This is a genomic window from Streptomyces sp. NPDC031100 (assembly GCF_055570785.1).
On sequence record NZ_JBVIGN010000009.1, the window covers coordinates 72,665 to 90,713 of the forward strand.

Consider the following 18,049-nt stretch of genomic DNA (forward strand, 5'->3'; position numbering starts at 1 on the left):
CATGTCCCATGGCCCTGCACAAAGGTCCCGAGAAGCACGAAGAGCGGCCGATGTCGGTCAACCCGTTCTTCGGGGAGGCGAACCCGGTCGGCGGCATGACCGAGGCCCCGCCCACGCACCGGCTCCCGGACACTCCGCTGCCCCCGGCGACGGCGTACCAGCTGGTGCACGACGAGCTGATGCTGGACGGCAACGCCCGGCTGAACCTGGCCACTTTCGTCACCACCTGGATGGAGCCGCAAGCCGGGGTGCTGATGGGTGAGTGCCGGGACAAGAACATGATCGACAAGGACGAGTACCCGCGCACGGCCGAGCTGGAGCGGCGCTGTGTGGCGATGCTCGCCGACCTGTGGAACGCGCCGGACCCGTCGGCCGCCATGGGCTGTTCGACCACAGGCTCCAGCGAGGCGTGCATGCTGGCCGGGATGGCGCTGAAGCGGCGCTGGGCGGGGCGCAACGCCGACCGCTACCCGGGAGCCCGCCCGAACCTGGTCATGGGCGCCAATGTCCAGGTCTGCTGGGAGAAGTTCTGCACGTTCTGGGAGGTGGAGGCCCGGCTGGTCCCGATGGAGGGCGACCGGTACCACCTGGATCCGCAGGCGGCGGCCGAGCTGTGCGACGAGAACACCATCGGGGTCGTCGGCATCCTCGGTTCCACCTTCGACGGGTCCTACGAGCCGATCGCGGACCTGTGCGTGGCCCTGGACGACCTCCAGGAGCGCACCGGTCTCGACATCCCGGTGCACGTGGACGGCGCGTCCGGCGGCATGGTGGCGCCTTTCCTGGACGAGGACCTGGTGTGGGACTTCCGGCTGCCGCGCGTGGCCTCGATCAACACCTCGGGGCACAAGTACGGCCTGGTCTACCCGGGCGTCGGCTGGGCGCTGTGGCGGGACAAGGAGGCGCTGCCCGAGGAGCTGGTCTTCCGGGTCAACTACCTGGGCGGCGATATGCCGACCTTCGCGCTCAACTTCTCCCGGCCCGGCGCCCAGGTGGTGGCGCAGTACTACACGTTCCTGCGCCTCGGCCGGGACGGCTACCGCGCGGTGCAGCAGTCGACGCGGGACGTGGCGACCTCGCTCGCCGGGAAGATCGAGGCGCTCGGTGACTTCCGGCTGCTGACCCGGGGCGACCAACTGCCGGTGTTCGCCTTCACCACCGCCCCGGACGTCACCGCGTACGACGTCTTCGACGTCTCCCGGCGGCTGCGCGAGGGCGGCTGGCTGGTGCCCGCGTACACCTTCCCGCCGAACCGTGAAGACCTGTCCGTGGTGCGCGTCGTGTGCCGCAACGGCTTCTCCCACGATCTCGCGGAGCTGTTCGTCGACGACCTGGCCCGCCTGCTGCCGGAGCTGCGCCGGCAGCCGCACCCCCTGACCCGGGACAAGGAGGCGGCCACCGGCTTCCACCACTAGGGCCTGTCCGGCGGATCATGCCGGAGACGCGGGGTCTGGCACGCCCATCTGCCGCGTTGTCGTCGGTCCCCGACGCTCCGCGTCGACTCCCTCCTCCGCCTTGCAGCTGGACGCTCCCCCATCGCCCCCGCTGACCTGCGCCGATGAGGCACCGTTGCCTGGAGCCGGCCTGATCCGCCGGACAGGCCCTAGCGGCCGAGGCGGGCGAACTTCCCCACAGCCAGCGGGAAGAACACGGCCAGCAGGCCCAGCGGCCAGGCCACGGCCGCCCACACATGGCCCGGCTCTCCGCCCTGGCTGCCGAGCAGGTCCCGTACGGCTGTCGCCGTCTGGGAGAGCGGGTTCCACTGGACGGCCGTGCCCAGCCAGTCGGGCATGGCCTCCGGTGTGGCCAGGGCGTTGGAGAGGAAGCCGACGGGCCAGACGAGGATCTGGACCGCCTGGACCATCTCGGGCCGGCCGGCGATCAGGGCGAGATGGATGCCGACCCAGAGCATCGCGAAGCGGAGCAGGAGGAGCAGTCCGAAGGCGGCCAGGAAGGCCCCGGGGCCGCCCTGCGCCCGCCAGCCCAGCGCGTACGCCACGGCCGCCAGCAGCGCGAGCGTCACCGCCGACTGGAGCATGTCGGCCGCCGAACGGCCCACCAGGACGGCGCCGTTGGCCATGGGCAGGGAGCGGAAGCGGTCGATGACGCCCTTGGTGAGGTCCTGGGTGACGTTGAGCATGGTGCCCTCCAGGCCGAAGGCCATGGTGAGCGCCAGCATGCCGGGCACCAGGTAGTCGACGTAGTCGCCGGTGACGCCCCGGCCGCCGCCGATCAGGTAGCCGAACATCAGCAGCAGCATCACCGGGAAGACCAGGGCGACCAGCACCTGCCCGGGCTGCCGTGCCCAGTGGGCGAGTTCGCGCCGGGTCATGGTCCAGGAGTCGGTCAGGACATGCTGGACGGACGGGACCATCGCCATCACGCAGCCTCCTTCACTCGGTTCTCCTCGCCGGTGAGGTGCAGGAACACCTCGTCCAGCGTGGGCCGGCGCAGGGCGACGTCCGCCGCCTCGATGCCGGCTGCCTCCAGGGCGCGTACGACCCCGGAGAGCGCGCTCATACGGTCGGTGACCGGGGCGCTGAGCAGCCGGCGGTCGGTGTCCACCGAGACGCCGGTGACGGGCAGCAGGGCGACGGCCGCGCCGAGTTGGCCCGCGTCACGCAGGACGACGTCGATGCGGTCGCCGCCGGTGAGGGTCTTCAGCTCGTCGGGGGTGCCGTCGACGACGACCCGGCCGTGGTCCACGAAGGCGATGCGGTGGGCCAGTTGGTCGGCCTCCTCCAGGTACTGGGTGGTGAGCAGGACCGTCGTACCGCCGCCGACCAGGGAGCGGACGGCGGCCCAGACCTCGGCGCGGCCGCGCGGGTCGAGGCCGGTGGTGGGCTCGTCCAGGAACAGCACCTCGGGATCGGTGCTGTGCTTGTTACCGATGAGGGAGGCGGCGAGGTCGAGGCGGCGGCGCATGCCGCCGCTGTAGTGGGCGACCGGGGTGCGGCCGGTGTCGGTGAGGTCGAAGCGCTCCAGGAGCTCGGCGGCGCGCACGCGCGCGTGGCGGGCGCCGAGGTGGTGCAGCCGGGCGAACATCTCCAGGTTCTGCCGGCCGTCCAGCTGCTCGTCCAGGGCCGCGTACTGGCCCAGCAGTCCGATGCGCCGGCGGACCGCGCGGGCCTCGGTGAGCACGTCGTGCCCGGCGACCTCGATGCGGCCGCCGTCCGGCCTGAGCAGGGTGGACAGGATCCGGACCAGGGTGGTCTTGCCCGCCCCGTTGGGCCCGAGCACCGCGTGCACGGTGCCGCGGGTGACGTGCAGGTCGAGCCCGTCCAGGGCGTGCTTGGTGCCGTAGGTCTTGCGTGCGTCCTCGACGGTGATCGCCGTGTCGGCCACGTGCCACTCCCTCGCTAGTCAAACTTGACTACCCTGGAAAGGTAACCCCGGCCTGCTGATTGGTCAAACTTGATTAGTGGTTTTCCGTTGAATCAGTGGTCTTCCTCTGAATCAACTGAATCAGCGGTCGTCCTCCGGATGCCGCTCCCCCGTCGCGTACGGGTTCTCCTGGCCCTCGGTGAGCACACCCACGAAGCGCTCGCCCTCGCCGGCGAACGTGTAGGCGCCCGCCTCCAGCCGGGCGATCAGCCCCCGGGTCCAGGCGGCGTCGGAGTCGGCCGTGTGGACCCAGAGGTTCATGATCTCGCCGATGTGGCCGAGCTGCTCGGGGCCGTCCTCGGGGATGTAGTGCTCGGTGACGGCCGCCCGCCACTGCTCGATCCGCCGGATCCGCTCCCGGAGCAGGTCCAGCGCCTCGGCCCGCTCCAGCTCGACCAGGAAGCCGATGGCCGCCGACTGGATGTCCATCTTCTGGTCGTAGGCGACCAGGGACTCCCGCAGCAGCCGGAAGAACTCCTCCGCGCCCCGGTCCGTGATCTCGTACTCGGTGCGCGGCGGGCCCCCGGCCGTGGACGGCGCGATCTCGTGCGCGTGCAGCAGCCCCTGCTTCTCCATCTGCTTCAGGGCGTGGTAGATCGAGCCCGGCTTGGCGTTGGACCACTCGTGCGCGCCCCAGTACTCCAGGTCGTTGCGCACCTGGTAGCCGTGGGCCCGCCCGTGCTGGCGGACCGCACCCAGCACGAGAAGACGGATCGCTGACATGCGGTCCAGGTTATGGCCGCAGCGCTAGCCTTCCTGCTCCAGGGCCACCAGCTCGAACGCGGTCTTCCCGTCCAGGGACTCCCGGATGATGTCCGCGTGGCCCGCGTGCCGGGCCGTCTCGCGGATCAGGTGCAGGCACAGCCAGCGCAGGGAGACCCGGCCCTCCGGCGGGAACCAGGGGTCGGGCGGCAGCGGGAAGCTGTCGTCCAGGCCGGGCGCGGAGCGGATGAACTTCTCCGTCTCGGCGGCGACCTGCTCCCAGTACGCGAGCTGCGAGGCGACCGTCTCGTCGCCGGCCAGCTGGAAGCACTCGTGCCAGTTGGACTCGTCACGGTGGACCGCCGGCGGCTCCTGCTTGGCCCGGGCCACCCAGCCCTGCTCCACCTCGGCGACATGCTTGAGCAGGCCGCCCAGGGACAGCTCGCTGGCGCTCGGGCGCAGGCGTGCCTGCTCCTCCGTCAGCCCCAGCAGCGCCCGGCGGATGCCTCCGCGCTGCTCCTCCAGGAACGCCAGCAGCGCCCCGCGCTCGTCGCCCTGGGTCTCCGCCGCCACGTGCGTGACCATGATCGGCCGCCTTTCATCGGGTCCGTTTCCCTGACACCGACGAAGCTACGGGCCCTTGCGGTCAGCTTCTGTCCGCAAGGGCCCGCCGCGAGAGGCAATCTCGAAAGAGAGCGGGAGAGACCTAGAAGGGGAAGCCGCTGCGGCCGTGCTGCACCGAGATCCACTTGATCGTGGTGAAGGCCTCCAGCGTGGTCTCGCCGTTCAGACGGCCGAGGCCGGAGTGCTTCTCGCCGCCGAAGGGCACGAGCGGCTCGTCGTGCACGGTGCCGTCGTTCACGTGGAACATGCCGGTGTCGATCCGCTTGGCGAACGCCACACCGCGCTCGATGTCACCCGTGTGGACGGCGCCGCTGAGGCCGTACGGGGTGTCGTTGACGATCCGGACCGCCTCCTCCTCGCCGTCGAACGGGACGAGGAAGACGACCGGGCCGAAGACCTCCTGCTGGAGCAGGGCGGAGTCGGCGGGGACGTCGGTGAGCACGCTGGGCTCGACCAGGTTGCCGGTGGTGGCGCCGTGCACCAGGGCCGTGGCGCCCTCGGCGAGCGCCTGCTCGACCGTGCCGGAAATGGCGTTGGCCTGGGCGGAGTTGATCACCGGGCCGATGACGGTCTGCGGGTCGCGCGGGTCGCCGACCTTGAGCGTTCTGACCTTGGCGACGAACTTCTCGGTGAACTCGTCCGCGACCGACCGGTCCACGAGCACCCGGTTCGCGGCCATGCAGACCTGCCCCTGGTGGACGTACCGGCTGAAGACCGCCGCGTCGACCGCGTAGTCGATGTCGGCGTCGTCCAGGACCACCAGCGCGCTGTTGCCGCCCAGTTCGAGCACCGCGCGCTTGAAGTGCGAGGCGCAGACGGTGGCGACGTGCCGGCCGACCTTGTCGGAGCCGGTGAAGGAGATGACCTTGGGGATCGGGTGCTCGATGAAGGCGTCGCCGATCTCGGCTATGTCGGTGACGACGACGTTGAACAGACCGCCCGGCAGCCCCGCCTCCTCGAAGATCTTCGCGACCAGGGTGCCGCCGGCGATCGGGGTGTTCTGGTGCGGCTTGAGCACCACGCCGTTGCCGAGGGCGAGGGCCGGGGCCACCGACTTGATCGACAGCAGGAACGGGAAGTTGAACGGGCTGATCACACCCACCACGCCCACCGGGACCCGGTAGACGCGGTTCTCCTTGCCGTCGCCCGGGGAGGGCAGGATCTTCCCCTCGGGGCGCAGCGCCAGGTGGATCGACTCGCGCAGGAACTCCTTGGCGAGGTGCAGCTCGAAGCCCGCCTTCACGCGCGTGCCGCCCAGCTCCGCGATGATCAGGTCGGCTATCTCCTGCTCGCGCTCCTCTATCAGTCGCAGCGCCCGCTCGAAGACCGCGCGGCGGGTGTACGGATTGGTCGCGGCCCACTGCTTCTGGGCCCGGGCGGCTGCCCGGTAGGCCTGGTCGACCTCGTCGACGGTGGCCACGGTGATCGAGGCCAGCTTCTCGTCGTCGTACGGGTTGAAGTCGATGACGTCCCAGGAACCGGTGCCCGGGCGCCATTCACCGTCGATGTACTGCTGGGCCAGGTCGCTGAAGTAGGACGACATGTGATCCCTCAATCACTAGCAGCTGCCAGATCCTGGTCACGGTCTGATCGCTCGTCATCGTACTTGTGATTAAGGAGAGTTGAGGGTGGCCTCTCAAGACAGTTGCAGAAGACCGCGCAGCAGGTCCCGGCTCTCGTCGGGGCCGGGGCTGTCCTGCTGCAGCTCCTTCAGCGCCTGCTCGTACTGGGCGACGTCCTCCCGTTTGTCCAGGTAGAGGGCGCTGGTCAGCTGCTCCACGTACACCACGTCGGACAGGTCCGACTCGGGGAAGCTGAGAATGGTGAAGGCGCCGCTCTCGCCGGAGTGCCCGCCGAAACCGAACGGCATGACCTGGAGCCGTACGTTGGGCCGCTGCGAGACGTCGATCAGGTGCTGGAGCTGACCGCGCATCACGTCGCGGTCGCCGTAGGGGCGGCGCAGGGCGGCCTCGTCCAGGACGATGTGGAACTCGGGCGCGTTGTCGTCGAGCAGGTGCTTCTGGCGCTCCAGGCGCAGCGCGACCCGCCGCTCCACGTCGGCCGCGCTGGCGCCCTTCATGCCGCGCCGGACCACCGCGCGGGCGTACTCCTCGGTCTGGAGCAGGCCGTGCACGAACTGCACCTCGTACACCCGCACCAGGGAGGCGGCGCCCTCCAGGCCCACATAGGTGGGGAACCAGCTGGGCAGTACGTCGGTGTAACTGTGCCACCAGCCCGCCACGTTGGCCTCCCGGGCGAGGGAGAGCAGCGACTCGCGCTCGGCCTCGTCGGTGATGCCGTACAGCGTCAGCAGGTCTTCGACGTCCCTGGTCTTGAAGCTCACCCGGCCCAGCTCCATCCGGCTGATCTTCGACTCCGACGCTCGGATCGAGTACCCCGCCGCCTCGCGCGTGATCCCCCGAGCTTCACGCAGTCGCCTGAGTTGCGAGCCGAGCAGCATGCGCCGCACCACCGATCCGGGCTCTCCCGCGCTCACGTTCGCCAGCCTCCCCAACCGTCTTCAGGGCCCGAAGTCTGCCACTAAAACACTCCGAGCAGTACTCGTCCGGTTACGGAAACGGAAAGAGGTCAGCCGTTTTCCGCTGGAAGAGGTAGGGACCTCTGACAGAACGGCAATCCAAGTTGGCGGAAAAAATGGCCAAGAAGCGGTCGGGGAGGTTCAATTCGGTCGCGTGCACGTGCATCTGCCCTTGCATCTGCCCTTCCCATCCGAAACCATGGAGCCGCGCCACCGCTGCATCGCAACGACCGCGAATTCCCGGGAGTGCCTCGCATGGGGACGAATGGATCGACCATGCTCAAGCCGTTACGGCAGGGCCTTCCGCCGTTGGATCCCGCGGCCGTGTCCGATGCCGCCTCCTGCGCCCTGCCCGCCCGCTACGAAGCGGTGCGCGAGGCCCGCCGCTTCACCCGCGGCACCCTGGACCAGTGGGACGTGGGCGACCGCTTCGACGACATATGTCTCGTCGTCTCCGAACTCGTCACCAACGCCCTGCGCCATGGCCTGCCGCTTCCCCACCACCACCCTTCCAACGAGGCCCTGCGGGCCGCACCTTCCGACTCGGCCGACGCGGGATGCCCCGAACAGGCCGCGGTGCGGCTGCACCTGATGCGCTGGGCCGAGCGGCTGGTGTGCGCGGTGCGCGACCCCAGCCACGAGTCGCCCGCACCGCGCGACTCGGACGACTTCTCGGCCGAGTCGGGCCGCGGACTGTTCCTGGTCGACTCGTTCGCCGACAGCTGGGGCTGGCACCCGCTCGCGGGCACGCTCCACGGCAAGGTGGTCTGGGCGCTGTTCCGGCTCTCGCCGGCCGAGTGACGCGCCGCGGCGCCGATCGACGCCGCGTTTCTCTGCGCGCACAGCCGAATCTACGCGCGTCCACCCGAACTCGGCCCGGCCTCGCGGTCGGTGAGTCGTTTCACCGGCGGCCGTTCCTCCGGTGAGTCGTTTCAGCCGGCGATGAGATGGTCGAACTCGCCGTCCTTGACGCCGAGGAGCATGGCCTCGATCTCCGCGCGGGTGTAGACGAGCGCGGGCCCGTCCGGGAAGCGCGAGTTGCGTACGGCCACATCGCCGCCGGGCAGCCGCGCGAACTCCACGCAGGAACCCTGCGAGTTGCTGTGCCTGCTCTTCTGCCAGGCCACGCCGTCCAGCTGCGTGGCAGCCATGCCGTTGTACACGTCGTACCCCCCGTACACGCCGTCAACGTCGCGGTCCACAGGTCGCTCCCCGGTGGTGCACTGGCTGGTGTGGCCATGGATGCTGTAGTCAACCGATCCGGATCATAACCCCGTTCACATGCAGACGCATGTGCAGATGCACGTGCACGGGGAGTGTTCCCGCGATTACTGCTTTGACGTTCGCTTTACCGAAGCTGTTCCAGCGTCTGCCCCAGAGCCGGCAGGACATGCCGCCTCCAGCCCCCGCCCATGATCTTCCGCGCCATCATCTGCATCGGGTCGTCCGGATCGAATCCCTCGTGCACTAGGAAGAGACGCGTACCGCGCCCTTCCTGTTCCAGCGTCCACGTGATGGTCCAGTCCGCGGGATTGGCGGGATCGGCATCCGTCCACCGGAGGGACAGCGTCCGCTCGGTGTCGTAGGCGAGGACCTGCACTTCCACGACACCGGAGAAGCGGGAACCGGGACGCGGGACCGAGGTCATCCGGTACCGGTGGCCGACCTCCAGCCGGAAGTTCTCGGCGCCGGGCATCTGCCAGCGGGCCAGCAGGTCGGGCTCGGTCAGGGCCCGCCAGACCTTGGCGGGCGGATGCGGGAAGAACTGGTCGACGCGGATCGTCGTGAGGTCGTCGGCGTCGTCAGGCGGTGCGGTGCTCATGGGTGGTCATCGTCGGGCATGCGGTCGAGCAGATCGCCGAGGCCCTTCAACTTCTCGCGCCAGAACCGCTCGTACGGATGGAGCCAGTCCTGCACCTCGGCGAGCGGGGCCGCCTCGAGGCGGTAGATGCGCTGCCGGCCGGCGCGCTGCTCGGAGACGAGGCCGGCCCCCCGGAGCACCTTGAGGTGTTCCGAGAGGCTCGGGCGGCGCATGTCGAAGTGGTCGGCCAGGGCCTGCACGGGCTGGGGCCCGCGCTCGCGCAGCAGCCGCAGCACCTCGCGGCGCGTGGCGTTGGCCAGCGCGGCGAAGACGCGGTCCTCGGCAGCGGTACCCGTCCCGTTCATCGAGCGGTCAGAAGCCTTCCTTCTCCGTCAGCAGCATCAGACCGTTGCCGTCGGGGTCCGTGAAGGAGGCCATGCGGCCCCAGGGGAGTTCGTCCGGCCCCTGCACGGAAATCCCGGCCGCGGCGAGCCGGGCACAGTCGGCGTCGACATCGGTCGTCACCAACATGATCCCCCGGGCCGAACCGGGCTCGAAACCACCCATGCCCGGCCCCGAGAGCGTGAAGACGGTCTGTGCGCCCCTGGGGGCCACCTGGAGCCAGCGCCCCTGGGGCATGTCCCGGTCGGCGGTGACCTCCAGGCCGAGGACATCCCGGTAGAAGCGCAGGGCGCGGTCCTGGTCGGAGACGGGAAGCGTGACGAAGGAGGCGTGCGTGATGGTCATGCCCTGAAGGCTAGGTAGGCAATCCCCTACGCGTCAACCGTAGGAGATTGCCTACCTATAGGCGTTCACCTGCTGGAGTACGGCAGCAGCGCCATCTCCCGCGCGTTCTTGATGGCCCGCGCCAACAGCCGCTGCTGCCGGGCGGTGACCCGGGTGACGCGGCGGCTGCGGATCTTGCCGCGGTCGGAGACGAACTTCCGGAGAAGGTCGGTGTCCTTGTAGTCGATGAAGGTGATCCCGGCCTGGTCCAGGGGGTTGGGCCGGTTCTTGGCGGGCTTGCGGTCGCTCTTGCGGGGCATCAGACCTCCAGCAGGGTGTCGAAGGCGGGCGGCAGCTTCTTCCAGGCGTCGCGCCCGGCGGCGTACTCGGCGTCGGTGAGCAGGCAGGACTCCAGCAGGTGGGTGAGTCCGTCGCGGTCCAGGCCGGGCGAGGTGAACACCAGGTGGTTGCCGCAGTCGCCGTGCTCCGGGTGCCAGTCCAGGGCGGCGGCGGCCCGGCGCACCGGCGGGACCATCTCCCAGGCCGCGTCCGGCAGCGCGGCGAGCCAGGGCCCGGCGCTCTCGACGCACAGCGCGCCGCCGGCCGCGTCCCAGTGCAGCAGCACGTCGGGCTTGTCGGCGAGCCAGAACCGGCCGCGGCTGCGGGCCGCGGCGCAGGTCAGGTCCTCCAGGGCCGCGTACAGCCGCTCGGGGTGGAAGGGGCGGCGCCGGTGCCAGACCAGCGTGGAGACGCCGTGGTGGTCGGCCTCGGCGGGCAGCAGGGCGCAGGCCGGGTGCTGTGCGGCCGCTGCGGCCTCCACGTCGAAGCCGCCGAGGGCGGCCGCGGCCAGCGGGGAGGGCGCTGCGGATGCACGTGCAGGTGCCGGTGCGCCCGCCAGGCCACCGTGGCCGATCGGAACCTGGCGGGCCGTCGGATGGAGCTGCGCCAGCAGCTCGCGGTCCTCGTCGTCGGCCTCCGGGGAATCGGCGACAGCAAGGACGGGGGCGTATTCCAGCTGCCGGGCGAAGGTGTCGGCGACCGTGCGCTGGTCGGTGGCGGCCGCGGCGAGGCCGGCCTCGGCGAGGTCGTCGCCGTTGCCGAGGTACGGCAGCACCAGCGCCGGGTCGACGGCGGTGATCACGCCCGTGACGGTGAGGCCGCCGGCCGTGACCACCTCGGCCATCGCCTTGGGCTCGACCGAGTCCCACAGCTCGACGATCGCGAGCCGGGTGGTGCCGTCGTCGGCGAGCCGGCGCAACTCCGGCACCAGATCCTCCCGCAGGGCGCAGCAGGCACAGTCGTTGACCAGGGGTGTCTCACCGGCCCAGCGGACGCCGTCGCGGTCCCGAACGGTGCGCACGACCGTACCGGCGGCGGCCGTCGCCAGGTCATGGTGGAGTACGACGCTGCCGCGCACGTCGGTGAGCAGCCGCTCCACGGCCGCCTTGCGGGCCTCGGCATGCAGCCCGCCGACGACGGCCACCGGCAGGCTCACGCCCCGCCCCGCTTCCCGTACCGGCGCTCGAAGCGCTCGACCCGCCCGGCCGTGTCCAGGACGCGGGCGGTGCCGGTGTAGAAGGGGTGGCTGACGTTCGAGATCTCGACGTCCACGACCGGATAGGTGTGGCCGTCCTCCCATTCGATCGTCTTCTCGCTCGTCATCGTCGAGCGGGTGAGGAAGGCGTGGTTCGCGGCACGGTCACGGAACACGACGGGCCCGTAGCCGGGGTGGATTCCCTTGCGCATGGCGATGCCTCAGCGCTCCTCTCGGAACTCGACGTGCCGGCCGACGACCGGGTCGTACTTGCGCAGCGTCAGGCGGTCCGGGTTGTTGCGGCGGTTCTTGCGGGTCACGTAGGTGTGGCCGGTGCCGGCCGTGGACCGGAGCTTGATGACCGGGCGGAGTTCGTTGCGTGCCATGCTGCTATGTTACTGAAAATGAATCCCATTACCAGTCACTGAGTGCGAGAGGTACGTCACCATGTCCGCCCACTGCATGCTGGCCGGGGCCCGGCCGGGCTTCGGCAACCGCATCTCCCCCTCCCACCGGCGCACCTCGCGCCGCTTCGACCCGAACATCCAGGCCAAGCGCTACTGGCTGCCGAGCGAGGCCCGGTACGTCCGGCTGCGGCTGAGCGCGAAGGCGATCAGGACCGTGGACACGATCGGTGTCGAGGCGGCCGTGGCCCGGATCCGTGCCCGGGGAGTGAAGGTCTGATGGCGAAGAAGAGCAAGATCGCGAAGAACGACAAGCGCAGGGAGATCGTCGCCCGCTACGCCCGGCGGCGCGCCGAGCTCAAGGAGATCATCCGGCGGCCGACCTCCACGGAGACCGAACGACTCGCGGCCCAGCGGGAGTTGCGCAGGCAGCCGCGCGACGCCTCCGCCACCCGGACGCGCAACCGCGACCAGGTGGACGGCCGCCCCCGCGGCTACCTGCGCACCTTCGGCCTGTCCCGGGTGAACCTGCGCGAGCAGGCTCACAAGGGATTCCTGCCCGGCGTCCGGAAGTCCTCGTGGTAACGGCTGGTAGCTTGCTGCGGTCCCTCCCGTCCGGGGGGTGTCGTCCGCGACGGGCCGGCGGCCCCGGGCGGCCGGCTCGCTACAGCTTGGGAGCTTGACGTGACTACGGCGACTGCAAGGGTGCGGACCGCGGCCGCGGCCGCGGGGCTGGTGGGCGCGCTCGCGCTGACCGCGTGCAGCGGGGGCGGCCACAAGGGCGACTCCTCGCCCACCCCGAGCGCGAGCGCGACCTCGACGTCCACGGGCAAGGGCGCCGTGACGGGCTCCTCCGGCACACTCCAGGGCAGCTGGATCACCACCAGCAAGGGCGCGGTCGTGGCCCTGGTGATCACCGGCAAACAGGCCGGGCTCTTCGCTACCGGCGGGACCGTGTGCAGCGGCACCGCGGGCACCGAATCGGGCATGCAGATGATCCATCTGACCTGCACCAACGGCAGCAAGGACCGGGTCACCGGCATGGTCGACTCGGTGAACAAGGACGCCCTGAAGGTGACCTGGTCGGGCAAGCTCGGCCAGGAGACCTACAGCAAGGCCGAGGGCGGCAAGCTGCCGTCGGGGCTGCCTACGGCGGCCGCGAAGCAGTGACGGCGCACCTGCTGAAGCGGTGACGGCGCACCTGAAGCGGTGAATTCGCCCGGGGCGCCTGATCACGCCCCGGGCGCAGGGGCCATGATGCGAGGAGACCGTCACGACCTCGATGGGACCTGCTCATGCGCGCCATTCCGCTCACCGCCACCGCTCTCGCCGCCGCCCTGCTGCTGACCGCCTGCAACGACAGCGGCGGTGGCAAGAACGGGAAGAGCAGCTCCGCCTGCGAGATCGGCGGGGTCTCGGTACAGATCGGGTCGGCGAGCGTCGCACCGGCCGCCGGTGACACGGGTGAGGTGCCCGTGAGCATCACCAACCAGAGCGCGCCCTGCACCCTGGACAAGTTCCCGAGCGCCCTGCTGAACAGCGGCGACTCCGAGGTCGAGGTGCCCGTGCTGCAGGGCGCCAAGGCCCAGCAGCTGAAGCTCGCCAAGGGTGACTCGGCGTCGTTCACGATCAGCTACGTGCGCGGCAAGGCGGGCGACAAGAGCAGCCTGGAGGCGAAGACCGTGAAGGTGGCCCTGCCCGGCTCCAAGGCCACCCGCAGCTTCCCGTGGTCGTACGGCCCCATCGCCACCAAGGGCTCCTCGAACACCCCGGATGCTTCCGTCAGCGCCTTCCAGCAGGTCGGGGACTGACCCGTAGGCGGCCTCGCGGCGGCTGCGCGGCGGCGGCCCTCAGGACAGTCTGGGGCGGGCTCTGACCTGCGCCTCGTCCGCCGCCCGCGCGCCCTCCGTCCAGCCCGCCGCGTCGCTCACACCGCGCAGCCGGGTCGTGGTGGTCTCCGGGAACATGCGCTCCAGCCGGTGGGTGACGGCTACTTCGCGGGTGGCGAGGACCGGCAGCAGGTCCTGGGTCACCTGGGTCTCGGCCGCTGCCGCGAGCCGGTCGCCGACCCGGTGGGCGTAGGCCGCCAGGAACGACTGCCGGAAGGTCTTGGTCCGCTTGCGGCCGCCGGCTCTCTGGGCCGCCTCCGCCTTGGTCATCGCGTGCGTGGCCTGCACCAGCAGCGAGGTGTAGAGCAGCTCGACCGCCTCCAGGTCCGCCTCGAAACCGACGACCGTGGAGAAGGCCAGCGGTTCGTTCCACACCGCCCGGCAGTGGTTGGCGGTGGCGACCGCGTCCAGGAGGACCGCCTTGGCCTGCTCGTACGGCGGCTCCACGCCGATGCGGCAGGCGCCGGGCGCATCCGGTGCGGGGGCCGCGGCGGCGAGCAGCGCCTCGTCGATGCTGTGCCGGGCCATCAGCTCCTGCGCCTTGGCGCTCAGCGCCTCCGCCTCCTCCGGATACCCGGTCGCCTCGGCCTTGGCGAGCAGGGCGCGGATCCGGGTGAGCATGCGGGAGGCGGTGGGTCCGTGCTCGCGGAGGGGCTCTTCGAGGGGCTCCAGGGCGGGCAGGCGCAGCAGCAGGCGGTACAGCTGGAGGACGGCGGTGGCGTGCGAGAAGCGGTCGCTCCCGCGCGCGGGGTCCTCGGGCAGCGCCTCCAGCTGGGCGGCCCAGCGGCGCCCGCGCGGGCGGTCCTGTCCGGCCTGGGTCCGGATCAGCCCCGCGGCCAGGCGTACGTGGACGTCCTCCAGGTCGCGCCGCAGGAGCCGTACGACGTCGGCGGGCTGCCAGCCGCGCTGCCAGGCCGTCGCGACGAACTCCTCGCCCCGCCGGGCGAGTTCCGCGTCCGCGGCGGGGTCGGCGGCGAGCAGGGAGGCGCCCGTGTCGAGTCCGGCGTCGGTGTCGTCGTACAGGGCGGCCCGGAAGGCCCGCTCGACGGTGTTGGCAGTGCTGGTCACGCCGTCGATCGTGCCATGCGCCGCTGACAGCGGGGCGGCGCCGTCCACACCCTGTGGACAGCTTCCGGCGCGGGCGGTCGGCTCCGGGGCTTCGGTGTCTCACTCCGCGGAATTCGGCCGCCCGCGCGCAGGAGCGCGCCGAGCATGACCCCATGGTGGACATGTCTCTCTACGCGGCCTTCCTGGTGGCCGCCTTCGCGCTCTGTGTCACTCCCGGTCCGGACATGATGTTCATCGTGGCGATGGGCGGCCGGGGCGGCCCGCTGACGGGCGTGACGGCCGCCGCCGGGGTGGCCTGCGCGATGTTCGTGCACGCGGTCGCCGCGGCGCTCGGCCTGTCGGCGCTGTTCCTGACCCTGCCGGCGCTGTATCACGTATTGCGCTGGGCGGGCGCGGCCTATCTGCTGTTCCTCGCGGTCAGGGCGTTCCGCGGCGAGGGTGGGCCCGTCGAGGCGGAGGCAGTGCCGCAAGCGGGACGCCGGCGGGCCTTCTGTCGGGGCGCCGTCACCAATCTCCTCAACCCCAAGGTGATCCTCTTCAACGTCTCGTTCCTGCCGCAGTTCGTGAATCCGGACCTCGGGCACGTGCGTGAGCAGTTCCTGGTCCTGGGGTTCACGATCACGGTGATGGGCCTCCTGATGGACGGCTCGGTCGGGCTGCTCTCCGGGAAGCTCGCCTCCCTGCTGCGGCGCAGCCGGCGCGTGGCCCGGGGCCTCGACTACTTCAGCGGGACGGTGTTCGCCGGACTGGCGGTGCGTCTGGCGGCCGCGCCCAAGTAGTCGCCAAGTAGTCGCCAGTAGTCGCTGCGGGCGGGAGAAGCCGGACTGTCAACTATCGGTTGACAGTGCCGGGGTGGCAACCTACGGTTGACACATGGCGACCAATCCGAACATCACGGCATCCGTACGCCTCGACGACCTCATCGATGCGATCAAGAAGGCCCATACCGAACCCCTCGACCAGCTCCAGGACGCGGTGATCGCCGCCGATCACCTCAGTGACGTGGCCGACCATCTGATCGGCCACTTCGTCGACCAGGCCCGCCGCTCGGGCGCGTCCTGGACCGACATCGGCAAGAGCATGGGCGTGACCCGGCAGGCGGCGCAGAAGCGGTTCGTGCCGAAGGAGTCCACCGACCTCGACGCCGGCCAGGGCTTCAGCCGCTACACCCCGCGCGCGCGGAACGTGGTCATGGCCGCCCACAACGAGGCGGTGGCGGCCCGCAACCCCGAGGGCCGCCCCGAGCACCTGGTCCTCGGCCTGCTGGCCGAGCCGGAGGGCCTCGCCGCGAAGGCGATCCTCCACCAGGGGGCCCTGCTGGACTCCGTACGCCAGGCCGCGACCGCCGCGCTGCCGCCGGCCGCGGAGGACGTCCCCGAGCTCATCCCCTACGGCCCCGAGGCCAAGAAGGTCCTGGAACTCACCTTCCGCGAGGCCCTGCGCCTCGGCCACGACTACATCGGCACCGAGCACCTCCTGATGGCCCTGCTGGAGCACGAGAACGGCGAGGGCGTCCTCAGCGGGCTCGGCATCACCAAGGCGGCGACCGAGGGTTACGTCAGCAGGATGCTGGCCACGCTGCTGGAGCAGACGTCGGCCGCGCCGGACGCGGAGTAAATCCGCAGGTCAGACCTATTGTCAGTACCGCCTGCCACACTCGCAGTCATGACCGACCGGTGGGCTCTCGCGCCGGCCGAGGACGGTGGCGTGGACGTCGCCCCCCTCGGCCCGGACGGGCTGCCCGCCGGTCCGGTGCGGCGGGAGAGCGATCTCGCCGAGGCGGTGCGGAGCCGCCCGGAGGTGACGCGCTGGGTGTGGCGGTCGACACCCGAGGTCTACCCGCGTCTGCTCGCCACGGGGGTGCGAGTGGAGCGGTGTTACGACATCGAGGACGCCGAAACACTCCTGCTGGGCCACGAGGGCCGGTACGGCGAGCCGCGCTCGGCCGCCGCCGCCCTGGCCCGCCTCCGGGGCGGCCCCGTACCGCCCGATCCGCCGCAGCGCTCGGCCGAACCGGGCGCCCAGTCCCCGCTGTTCGAAACAACCGGCACCCGCCTGCCCCTCGAGGACCTCCTCGCGGTCTACGCCGACCAGCAGCGGCGGCACGAGAAGACCGCCCACCCCGACCGGATGCGGCTGCTGACCGCCGCCGAGTCGGCCGGGATGCTGGTGGCCGCCGAGATGAACCGGTCCGGCCTCCCCTGGAGCGCCGAGGTCCACCGCGAGCTGCTGCACGACCTGCTCGGCGAGCGGTACGCGGGCGGCGGCGAGCCGCGCCGCCTCGCCGAACTGGCCGACGAGGTGTCCGCGGCCTTCGGCCGCCGAGTCCGGCCCGACCTGCCCGCCGACGTGGTCAAGGCCTTCGCGCAGGCCGGGATCAAGGTGAAGTCCACCCGCCGCTGGGAGATCGAGTCCATCGACCACCCGGCGGTGAAACCGCTGCTGGAGTACAAGAAGCTGTACCGCATCCGGGTCGCGCACGGCTGGTCCTGGCTGCAGGACTGGGTCCGTGACGGCCGCTTCCGGCCCGAGTTCCAGGCCGGCGGCACGGTCACCGGACGCTGGGTGACCAACGGCGGGGGCGCGCTGCAGATCCCCAAGGTGATCCGGCGGGCCGTGGTCGCCGACCCGGGCTGGCGGCTGGTCGTGGCGGACGCCGACCAGATGGAGCCGCGCGTGCTGGCGGCGATCTCCCGCGACCCCGGCCTGATGGAGGTGGCCGGCCGCGAGAGCGACCTGTACCAGGCGGTTTCCGACCGCGCCTTCTCCGGCGACCGGAACCAGGCCAAGCTCGCCGTGCTCGGCGCGGTCTACGGCCAGACGTCCGGCGACGGCCTGAAGAACCTCGCGGCGCTGCGCCGCCGCTTCCCCAAGGCGGTGGCCTACGTCGACGACGCCGCGCGGGCCGGCGAAGAGGGCCGGCTCGTGCGCACCTGGCTGGGCCGGACCTGCCCGCCCGCCGCCCAGGGCGAGGACGCGGAGGAGGAGGCGGGCATCCCCGTCGGCGAGGACGACGCCGAAGGCCAGGCCTGGGTCCCTGGTTACGCCTCCACCAACTCCCGCGCGCGCGGACGCTTCGCCCGCAACTTCGTCGTCCAGGGCAGCGCCGCCGACTGGGCCCTGCTGCTGCTCGCCGCGCTGCGCCGGTCCTGCGCGGACCTGGCGGCAGAGCTGGTCTTCTTCCAGCACGACGAGGTGATCGTGCACTGTCCCGCCGAGGAGGCCGGCACCGTCGTCCAGGCCATCCGGGACGCCGCCGACCTCGCCGGGCGGCTGACCTTCGGCGAGACCCCGGTGCGCTTCCCGTTCACCACGGCGGTGGTGGAGTGCTATGCCGACGCCAAGTGAGGGCCCTCGGTGCACGTCGGCTCACCGGAC

At 71.1% G+C, this 18,049-nt stretch carries 24 protein-coding genes; 9 read left to right on the plus strand and 15 right to left on the minus strand.

The window, feature by feature from the left end; genetic code table 11:
• The first annotated feature begins 8 nt into the window (after positions 1–8).
• Entirely contained in the window at positions 9–1,415 is a 1,407-nt protein-coding gene (locus tag ACZ5DS_RS24930) for a glutamate decarboxylase (RefSeq protein WP_468242341.1), read from the plus strand.
• A 188-nt stretch (positions 1,416–1,603) separates the two neighbouring features.
• On the opposite strand, the gene ACZ5DS_RS24935 is transcribed toward ACZ5DS_RS24930, so the two are convergent.
• The 6 genes from ACZ5DS_RS24935 to ACZ5DS_RS24960 all read right to left on the minus strand — a co-directional run bounded on the left by ACZ5DS_RS24935 (position 1,604) and on the right by ACZ5DS_RS24960 (position 7,171).
• Positions 1,604–2,380: an ABC transporter permease gene (locus ACZ5DS_RS24935; RefSeq protein ID WP_468242343.1), complete on the minus strand. Its 777-nt coding sequence runs from the start codon at positions 2,378–2,380 to the stop codon at positions 1,604–1,606.
• Positions 2,380–3,345, minus strand: coding sequence for an ATP-binding cassette domain-containing protein (locus tag ACZ5DS_RS24940; RefSeq protein WP_468242346.1), 966 nt, complete (start codon positions 3,343–3,345; stop codon positions 2,380–2,382). Before ACZ5DS_RS24940 ends, ACZ5DS_RS24935 begins: the two co-directional genes overlap by 1 nt.
• 120 nt (positions 3,346–3,465) lie before the next feature.
• On the minus strand, positions 3,466–4,107 hold the full coding sequence (locus tag ACZ5DS_RS24945; RefSeq protein WP_468242348.1) for a PadR family transcriptional regulator: 642 nt from the start codon (positions 4,105–4,107) through the stop codon (positions 3,466–3,468).
• A 24-nt stretch (positions 4,108–4,131) separates the two neighbouring features.
• Entirely contained in the window at positions 4,132–4,671 is a 540-nt protein-coding gene (locus ACZ5DS_RS24950; protein WP_468242351.1) for a DinB family protein, read from the minus strand.
• Between the two features lie 121 nt (positions 4,672–4,792).
• Entirely contained in the window at positions 4,793–6,253 is a 1,461-nt protein-coding gene (locus tag ACZ5DS_RS24955) for an aldehyde dehydrogenase family protein (RefSeq protein ID WP_468242353.1), read from the minus strand.
• A gap of 93 nt (positions 6,254–6,346) precedes the next feature.
• Entirely contained in the window at positions 6,347–7,171 is an 825-nt protein-coding gene (locus ACZ5DS_RS24960) for a helix-turn-helix domain-containing protein (protein WP_468242982.1), read from the minus strand.
• 354 nt (positions 7,172–7,525) lie between these two features.
• Here ACZ5DS_RS24960 and ACZ5DS_RS24965 point away from each other — a divergent pair, with 354 nt between their 5' ends.
• On the plus strand, positions 7,526–8,050 hold the full coding sequence (locus ACZ5DS_RS24965) for an ATP-binding protein (protein ID WP_468242355.1): 525 nt from the start codon (positions 7,526–7,528) through the stop codon (positions 8,048–8,050).
• Positions 8,051–8,181: 131 nt separating this feature from the next.
• On the opposite strand, the gene ACZ5DS_RS24970 is transcribed toward ACZ5DS_RS24965, so the two are convergent.
• From ACZ5DS_RS24970 to rpmG, 8 genes are all read right to left on the minus strand, one after another.
• On the minus strand, positions 8,182–8,451 hold the full coding sequence (locus ACZ5DS_RS24970; RefSeq protein ID WP_388793180.1) for a DUF397 domain-containing protein: 270 nt from the start codon (positions 8,449–8,451) through the stop codon (positions 8,182–8,184).
• A 146-nt stretch (positions 8,452–8,597) separates the two neighbouring features.
• A complete protein-coding gene (locus ACZ5DS_RS24975; RefSeq protein WP_468242358.1) occupies positions 8,598–9,071 on the minus strand; it encodes an SRPBCC family protein in 474 nt (157 codons plus the stop codon).
• Positions 9,068–9,415 carry an ArsR/SmtB family transcription factor gene (locus tag ACZ5DS_RS24980; protein ID WP_468242360.1) on the minus strand — a complete coding sequence of 116 codons (348 nt, stop codon included), beginning with the start codon at positions 9,413–9,415 and terminating at the stop codon, positions 9,068–9,070. The genes ACZ5DS_RS24975 and ACZ5DS_RS24980 overlap by 4 nt, the downstream gene beginning before the upstream one ends.
• A gap of 7 nt (positions 9,416–9,422) precedes the next feature.
• Positions 9,423–9,797, minus strand: coding sequence for a VOC family protein (locus ACZ5DS_RS24985; RefSeq protein ID WP_468242363.1), 375 nt, complete (start codon positions 9,795–9,797; stop codon positions 9,423–9,425).
• Positions 9,798–9,862: 65 nt separating this feature from the next.
• A complete protein-coding gene (gene rpsR, locus ACZ5DS_RS24990; RefSeq protein ID WP_468242365.1) occupies positions 9,863–10,096 on the minus strand; it encodes a 30S ribosomal protein S18 in 234 nt (77 codons plus the stop codon).
• Positions 10,096–11,271 (minus strand): CobW family GTP-binding protein, encoded by a 1,176-nt coding sequence (locus ACZ5DS_RS24995; RefSeq protein WP_468242367.1) that lies wholly within the window; start codon positions 11,269–11,271, stop codon positions 10,096–10,098. Before ACZ5DS_RS24995 ends, rpsR begins: the two co-directional genes overlap by 1 nt.
• A complete protein-coding gene (locus tag ACZ5DS_RS25000; RefSeq protein ID WP_094218349.1) occupies positions 11,268–11,522 on the minus strand; it encodes a type B 50S ribosomal protein L31 in 255 nt (84 codons plus the stop codon). The genes ACZ5DS_RS24995 and ACZ5DS_RS25000 overlap by 4 nt, the downstream gene beginning before the upstream one ends.
• A 9-nt stretch (positions 11,523–11,531) precedes the next feature.
• On the minus strand, positions 11,532–11,696 hold the full coding sequence (rpmG, locus tag ACZ5DS_RS25005; RefSeq protein ID WP_468242370.1) for a 50S ribosomal protein L33: 165 nt from the start codon (positions 11,694–11,696) through the stop codon (positions 11,532–11,534).
• Between the two features lie 61 nt (positions 11,697–11,757).
• On the opposite strand from rpmG, the gene rpmB reads away from it, so the two are divergent.
• The 4 genes from rpmB to ACZ5DS_RS25025 all read left to right on the plus strand — a co-directional run bounded on the left by rpmB (position 11,758) and on the right by ACZ5DS_RS25025 (position 13,525).
• A complete protein-coding gene (gene rpmB, locus ACZ5DS_RS25010; RefSeq protein WP_468242372.1) occupies positions 11,758–11,994 on the plus strand; it encodes a 50S ribosomal protein L28 in 237 nt (78 codons plus the stop codon).
• The gene (rpsN, locus tag ACZ5DS_RS25015; protein ID WP_468242375.1) at positions 11,994–12,299 is read left to right on the plus strand and encodes a 30S ribosomal protein S14; all 306 of its coding nucleotides are present in this window, start codon (positions 11,994–11,996) and stop codon (positions 12,297–12,299) included. The genes rpmB and rpsN overlap by 1 nt, the downstream gene beginning before the upstream one ends.
• Positions 12,300–12,398: 99 nt before the next feature.
• Positions 12,399–12,884 carry a hypothetical protein gene (locus ACZ5DS_RS25020; protein ID WP_468242377.1) on the plus strand — a complete coding sequence of 162 codons (486 nt, stop codon included), beginning with the start codon at positions 12,399–12,401 and terminating at the stop codon, positions 12,882–12,884.
• Between the two features lie 125 nt (positions 12,885–13,009).
• Positions 13,010–13,525 (plus strand): DUF4232 domain-containing protein, encoded by a 516-nt coding sequence (locus ACZ5DS_RS25025; protein ID WP_468242380.1) that lies wholly within the window; start codon positions 13,010–13,012, stop codon positions 13,523–13,525.
• Between the two features lie 39 nt (positions 13,526–13,564).
• On the opposite strand, the gene ACZ5DS_RS25030 is transcribed toward ACZ5DS_RS25025, so the two are convergent.
• Entirely contained in the window at positions 13,565–14,671 is a 1,107-nt protein-coding gene (locus ACZ5DS_RS25030; RefSeq protein ID WP_468242382.1) for a DUF2786 domain-containing protein, read from the minus strand.
• A gap of 152 nt (positions 14,672–14,823) precedes the next feature.
• Between ACZ5DS_RS25030 and ACZ5DS_RS25035 the strand changes: the two genes are divergently transcribed.
• From ACZ5DS_RS25035 to ACZ5DS_RS25045, 3 genes are all read left to right on the plus strand, one after another.
• Positions 14,824–15,450 carry a LysE family translocator gene (locus ACZ5DS_RS25035; protein ID WP_468242384.1) on the plus strand — a complete coding sequence of 209 codons (627 nt, stop codon included), beginning with the start codon at positions 14,824–14,826 and terminating at the stop codon, positions 15,448–15,450.
• A 94-nt stretch (positions 15,451–15,544) separates the two neighbouring features.
• The gene (locus tag ACZ5DS_RS25040; RefSeq protein WP_468242386.1) at positions 15,545–16,288 is read left to right on the plus strand and encodes a Clp protease N-terminal domain-containing protein; all 744 of its coding nucleotides are present in this window, start codon (positions 15,545–15,547) and stop codon (positions 16,286–16,288) included.
• Between the two features lie 48 nt (positions 16,289–16,336).
• Positions 16,337–18,019 (plus strand): bifunctional 3'-5' exonuclease/DNA polymerase, encoded by a 1,683-nt coding sequence (locus ACZ5DS_RS25045; protein WP_468242389.1) that lies wholly within the window; start codon positions 16,337–16,339, stop codon positions 18,017–18,019.
• Positions 18,020–18,049: the final 30 nt, after the last annotated feature.